This is a genomic window from Synechococcus sp. R6-10, from assembly GCF_047461815.1.
Classification (GTDB): domain Bacteria; phylum Cyanobacteriota; class Cyanobacteriia; order Thermostichales; family Thermostichaceae; genus Thermostichus.
In genome coordinates, this window is the sequence record NZ_JANSHW010000110.1 from 1 (window position 1) to 1,293 (window position 1,293).

A 1,293-nucleotide genomic window follows, 5' to 3' on the forward strand; every position below is an offset into this window, starting at 1 on the left:
CGGTCGCTCTCCCCCGGCAACCCCCGTAATCCAAACCGGCCCCCAGAAGAAGTGCCCCTGCCATCCCCACAGCACTTCTCCCCAACCCAAAAGCAGCATCAGCCCGCTGCCCAGCACCAACACCTGGGCCAACCGCCGACGGCCCACAGGACAGGACTCCGTCCCGCTGACGCGAAAGGACTCCGTCCCGCTGACGCGAAAGGACTCCGTCCCGCTGACGCGAAAGGACTCCGTCCCGCTGACGCGATCGGCCAGAACAGCGGCAAAGGCCGGCAGCATCAACAAAAAAGGCCAGTAGTTGAACATCCCCGGCAGGCTCAGCCGCCAATCTTCCCCCAAAAAAGCCACTCCCACTGCCGCCAGGCTCAGGAGAGCCGCCAGTCCAAACAAGGGATCCCGCAGGATCGCCCCACCATAGCGGGTATAACCCTGGATCGTCCCCACCAAAGCCAAGAGTAAGCTGGGGGCCAGATTCACCGGGATCAGCGCCGCTGCTGCCAGCAGCCAGCCCCTCGGCTGAGAGGGCAAGGGATCCGGCAACAACTCGGGAGACAAAACCGGTGCCGAAGAAGACATCACTCATCCTCGATGGGGATCCCTGGCCTTACCCGCCCCTGGCCGAAGTAACGCCCAAATTGCAGCTCGTACACCTCATCTTCATCCTGGGTTTCTACCCACAGCTCCGAGCGGGCATAGCCCACGCACAGCAGCCCATACCCCTGCTCCTTCAACTCCCGCGAAATGCCCATGGCTTCCGGCTGGTACAGGGATCCCCGCCGTACCCGCACCGCACAGGTGGTACAGGCGCCATTGCGACAGGCAAAGGGCAGTTGGATCCCTTGGGCCTCGGCGCTGGCCAAAATGTATTGATCCGCCGGCACCTGGATTAGATAGTGGGTGTCCCGTTGGCGGTCATGGATGTGAACCGGGTAAGAAGGGACAGAAGAGGAAGAACGCATGGGGAAGTGGCCTTTTTGCAGAGCAGAAATCTTTTTCATGATTCCACAGGATTTTAACCACTACCCCACCAAACCTGAACCGGCTGGGGATCCCCAGGAGCTGAAGCCGATCTGTTGGTGGGTCTAAAGATAAACAAACAGACCCCGAGTTGGTTGTTGAGATAAGCTAAAGGTAGGGCTCCCAAGGAGAGCATCCCATGCTGGAAACCCCCAATGCCAATCTGGCCTCACCGGAAAAACCTTCGCCTTCCCTCTCTGCCGAAACCCTCAACAAGCTGATCGAGAGCAATGCTGAAAGTCGGCCTTGGGGGAGCTTTACAGTGCTGGAAGAGGG

The 1,293-nt window shown here is 59.9% G+C and carries 1 protein-coding gene and 1 pseudogene; both read right to left on the reverse strand.

Annotated features, from left to right (window positions below; translation table 11 throughout):
* Positions 1-576: pseudogene (locus tag NW837_RS03670) on the reverse strand (hypothetical protein); the annotation flags it as partial.
* A complete protein-coding gene (locus NW837_RS03675) occupies positions 576-959 on the reverse strand; it encodes a 2Fe-2S iron-sulfur cluster-binding protein (RefSeq protein ID WP_414329322.1) in 384 nt (127 codons plus the stop codon). The pseudogene NW837_RS03670 and the gene NW837_RS03675, both read right to left, overlap by 1 nt.
* Between the last annotated feature and the right edge of the window lie 334 nt (positions 960-1,293).

Excerpts from the sequence above, each read along its gene's own strand:
- NW837_RS03675 (WP_414329322.1), bottom strand. The coding sequence starts at position 959 with ATGCGTTCTTCCTCTTCTGTCCCTTCTTACCCGGTTCACATCCATGAC.